The organism is Candidatus Desulfofervidus auxilii (assembly GCA_030262725.1).
GTDB lineage: Bacteria > Desulfobacterota > Desulfofervidia > Desulfofervidales > Desulfofervidaceae > JAJSZS01.
In genome coordinates, this window is sequence record JAJSZS010000060.1 from 1 (window position 1) to 4290 (window position 4290).

Genomic DNA, 4290 nt, shown 5'->3' on the forward strand with positions numbered 1-4290 from the left:
TTTTGTTATTAATAATAACCCCCTTCTTTATATATTCAATAGGAACTAAAGACTTTTCATTAAAAATTTCTTCTTCAACTTTAGATTATTTTCAAAGAGCAAATTTTTATCTTCAACAAGAAGATTATAGAAAAGCAATTGAGTTTTGTAAAAAAGGAATAGAAGAATCCCCGCAGTTTTCTTTAGGATATTCTCTTTTAGGAGCAAGTTATCAATTGCTTTACAAAGAAACAAATAATGAAATTTTTAAAAATAAAGCAAAAGAAGTTTTCGAAAAAGCAGAAAGAATAAAAAAAGAGATTCCTAAAAGGAGGCAAGAAATGAAGATTGGATTATTATTTATGTCTATTCTTTTAATTGTGGTTTTAAGTTTTTTAAGCATATTATTTCTTCTATTTTATAATCTTTTAGTAAGAAGAGAAGAAAAGGCAAACAAGTCATTTGCAGATATTCAAGCTCAATATCAGAAAAAGTTAGATTTAGTCCCTGTTCTTTTAGAAGCAGTAAAAAATTATGCTACTTATGAGAAAGAGACTCAACTTCAAGTTACTCAAGCAAGAAGTAAAGCTCAAAAGATTATGGAGGATTTTTCAGCTTTTAATAAAGAAAAATTAAAAAAATTTTTAGAGTCTCAAAGAGAATTAAACACAGGTTTAGTAAGATTATTTGCTTTGGCAGAAAAATATCCTGATTTGAAAGCAAGTGCTAATTTTTTAACTATTCAGAAACAGTTAGAAGATATAGAAGATACAATTGCAAGAAAAAGAGAGATTTATAATAATCAAGTGAGAGTTTATAATTCTTCTTTAAGATATTTTCCTATGAATTTAATAGCAAAAATTTTTAAATTTGAGCCAAAAGAGTATTTTGAAGTAGAAAAAGTGTAAAGATGAAAAAATATACCTTTCTATTAAGTCAATTTCTTCTTTTATTAACTACTCATCTTGCCTATGCACAAATAGGAATAGGACCTATAGGAAAAGGAAGCAGTCCAAAACCACTTTGGCAGATTATATTGGTAATTGTTTTGATGTTTGGATTTTTCATAATCGGCTCAGTATTACTTCGTAGACGGTTTCAGTTTTGGTCTGAATATCTGCTTCAAAGGATAAATTCAGAAGGGATTATCTTAGAGCAAAAAGAGGTAAGGATAAAGATTTCTTATAAAACTTCCCCTATGTTATTGGGTGGTGTGTCCTGGGTCAAGGGAGATATTTATTTAACTGCCCGGGCGTTATATGTGATTCCTTCAAGGCAGGGGGAGTTTCCTCTCATTTTAGCTAAACGGAATATTCCGGGTCTGAGTAGATTGGTCAAACAATATACAATTAAAGGAGTAGAGGTTTCTGAGGAGACTTTGATTATAGAAGCAGTTTATCTTAGAGAGAAAAGTATTTGGAGGATCAAGGTAAGCGATCCAGATTTGTGGAAACAAAGGATGTTAGAAAATCTTGGGAGTGAAGATGAAGCTGTTGCGTAGCCAATTGGTTAATTTTTTGATATTTGTGGCGATAGTTTCATTGGTATTTTCATTCGTCTTTTTTGTAGTCCTCCATGAAAAGACTGTGGAGGGCTATTTTGTGATTTTTCTGAAGATATTTTCCTTAGTTTTATTCACAGCTTTTGTATATTTGTTGCTGAATTACTTTTTGGAGTTTTTATATTCCTTAAGTAAGAATAAAGTCTATCAAGGAACATTAACCTTTGTCTTAATGCTTTTGCTAATTGTGGTTTTTATAATGTTAAAGAGTGGGAAAGTAGGATTAGACTTCTCTGTGATTAAATGGATCGTATATATCCTTACACTTCTGCTGTTGTTCTATTTCATTTTCAGGATCTTAGAATCCTTTAGAAACCAAATTGAGTATATAAAAATAAATTATCCTGAAAGATGGAAAGATTTGGGTAAACCTTATTTTACTTCAGATTTAAGAATAAAATTTATGGCTTCGGTTAAAAATAAAAACGAGATGTTCAATTTCCTGCTTTCCAAAGAAGATTTTGGAGACGTTATTTTAAGAAGGTTTAAACAGAAGACAAGAAGATATGTTTATATGTTGGTATTGTATATTGGGATGGGTGTTATTGGATTGATTATGATTATCTCGTTTTTGTTATGAAGAAGGAGAAAAAAGGAAAATGTTTGCTTTAATATTTTGGATGGTCTGGATACTTATATTGATAGCAATACCATTAAGTTTAGTTTCTAAAAGACTAAAAACTCTCTTGTTAAGCTCTTTGTTGGTTTTTCTCCCAGTTTTGTTTCACAGTCTTATTATGTGGTTTGCTCCTATTTCTGTTAAAAATTGGTTTATTAGTGAAAGAAGTTGGGGAGTTTTAATTACTATATTTGTGTATTTCTTCTGTTTACCATTGTGTTTTGTTCTCTTTATCGCAAGATAATTAAGATGGTTTTAATGAAGAGGAAAAATGTAAAGAGAAATTTTCCTGCGGAGCTGTAAGTAATGGGAGAGTAAAATGAGTAATAATCAGTTTAGTTTTTTTAAAGTTTATCAAAATAGATACTCTCCAAATCAATTATTTACTCTTTTTATTTTATTGGTGATAGCTTCTTTGCTCGTTTTTGTTGCAGGAGAAAAAGTATACAAAGGAATAAAAGAATACAACAGATTGCAAAAAGAAGGAATTTTTACTACAGCGTATGTTTCTGATGTTGCTTTTGGAGGAGGACGGATGGGATCAAATTTTGTGTATTACTACTTTTATGATGCAAATAATAAATTGATAGAGAAAAAAGAGCAAGTTGGCAGAAAAATACAAGGAAAACCTTTAGCAAACATTAAGAAAGGTGACAGGCTACAAATAATATTTTTAAAAGAAAATCCCTCCATTTCTCAAATTGTTGGCAACACAGCTCCTCTTATAACTTATGTGGTATTTTTCATATTTTTTGCTATTATGTGGGTAGTTATCTTTGCAATTATTTTCCTTCAAATTGCTAAAACGATTAGAGTAGTTAATCTCTATAATCATGGAATAGCCACACAAGGTATTGTACTTTCAAAGAAAGTCAAAGCTACTTCAAAAGGTACCTATGGGGTCGATATTTCTTACCAATTTGCAGATACTCAAGGTAAAGTTTATGTAGCTAAAGAAGAAATTCGCAGAGTCAATTCAGTAAAAGATTTAGAAAAAGGCGATGTTGTTACAGTCTTTTATAAAAAAGATGATCCTTCAAAAAGTGCAATTTTTCTAAAAGAAAGGAGGTAAGTTAATGAGGAGTAAATATTTGAAAGTAAAGGTTTTTACAATATTTCTATTTTTTAATCTGTTTTTAACTTTCCAAGTTTTTCCTCAATCCACTCCTTACGAAACTTTTGAGAATTACAGGCAAGCACTTAAGGAAGGAGATATTAAAAAATATTTTAGTTTGATAACTTCTGAATCAAAAAAGATAGTTAATCCTTCAAAGTCTTTAATGAGAAGAGAATACAATGATTTAAAAGATTTAGATTTCTATGTAGAGAAAAAATCCTGTTGTGAGGCTGTGATTTATTTTAATCCACCTTCTCAAAAGGTTCCTCCTTATTTATTAAAGAAAGAAGGTGGAACTTGGAAAATAGATTTAAAGAAAATGAGCCAGATTTATATATTTGATACTAATAACAACTGGCATTATAGAAAAAGAGGAGGTGCAAAATGAAAGTTCAGGCAACTTTATTTTTAATAATTGGGTTGATTATTATTTTAGGAGTTTCTGGAATAGGTCTAATTCTAACTTACAACAGTTTAGTTGAATCAGAAAAAGCAGTGGAAGAAGCAAAAGCTCAGATTGAGACAGTTATACAAAGAAGATTAGATTTAATCCCTAATTTAGTTGAGACAGTAAAAGGTTATGCTCAGCATGAAAGAGAGGTTTTGCTAAAAGTAACTCAGGCAAGAGCAAAAGCTCAAACTCTTTTAGAAAAAATTTCATCTAAGAAATCATTGACTAAGGAAGATTTTATTGCACTTTCTGCTTCTCAGTCAGAATTAACAAAGACCTTAAAAAGTCTTTTTGCTTTAGTGGAGAATTATCCAGATTTAAAAGCAAGCACAAACTTTCTGGCTTTGCAAGACCAGTTAGAAGGAACAGAAAATAGAATCGCTGTTGCCAGACAAAGATATAACTATGCAGTAAGAATTTACAATACAAAGATAAAAACTTTCCCTGGGAATATAATTGCTCCTATGTTTGGATTTAGGGAAAAGGATTATTTTGAAGCCAAAGAAGAAGCAAGCGAGCCAGTGAAGGTGAGGTTTTAATATGAAAAGAAAGTTTATAATCTA

At 30.2% G+C, this 4290-nt stretch carries 6 protein-coding genes; all 6 read left to right on the forward strand.

What is annotated here, in order from left to right; all coding sequences use genetic code 11:
• On the forward strand, positions 1 to 887 hold an 887-nt coding region (locus LWW95_11780; GenBank protein MDL1957706.1), incomplete at its 5' end, for a LemA family protein.
• A gap of 2 nt (positions 888 to 889) precedes the next feature.
• Positions 890 to 1480: a hypothetical protein gene (locus LWW95_11785; protein ID MDL1957707.1), complete on the forward strand. Its 591-nt coding sequence runs from the start codon at positions 890 to 892 to the stop codon at positions 1478 to 1480.
• Between the two features lie 259 nt (positions 1481 to 1739).
• A complete protein-coding gene (locus LWW95_11790) occupies positions 1740 to 2120 on the forward strand; it encodes a hypothetical protein (GenBank protein MDL1957708.1) in 381 nt (126 codons plus the stop codon).
• 358 nt (positions 2121 to 2478) lie between these two features.
• A complete protein-coding gene (locus LWW95_11795; protein ID MDL1957709.1) occupies positions 2479 to 3231 on the forward strand; it encodes a DUF3592 domain-containing protein in 753 nt (250 codons plus the stop codon).
• A gap of 4 nt (positions 3232 to 3235) precedes the next feature.
• Positions 3236 to 3664: a hypothetical protein gene (locus LWW95_11800; GenBank protein MDL1957710.1), complete on the forward strand. Its 429-nt coding sequence runs from the start codon at positions 3236 to 3238 to the stop codon at positions 3662 to 3664.
• Positions 3661 to 4266, forward strand: coding sequence for a LemA family protein (locus LWW95_11805; protein MDL1957711.1), 606 nt, complete (start codon positions 3661 to 3663; stop codon positions 4264 to 4266). The genes LWW95_11800 and LWW95_11805 overlap by 4 nt, the downstream gene beginning before the upstream one ends.
• The last annotated feature ends 24 nt before the right edge of the window (positions 4267 to 4290 follow it).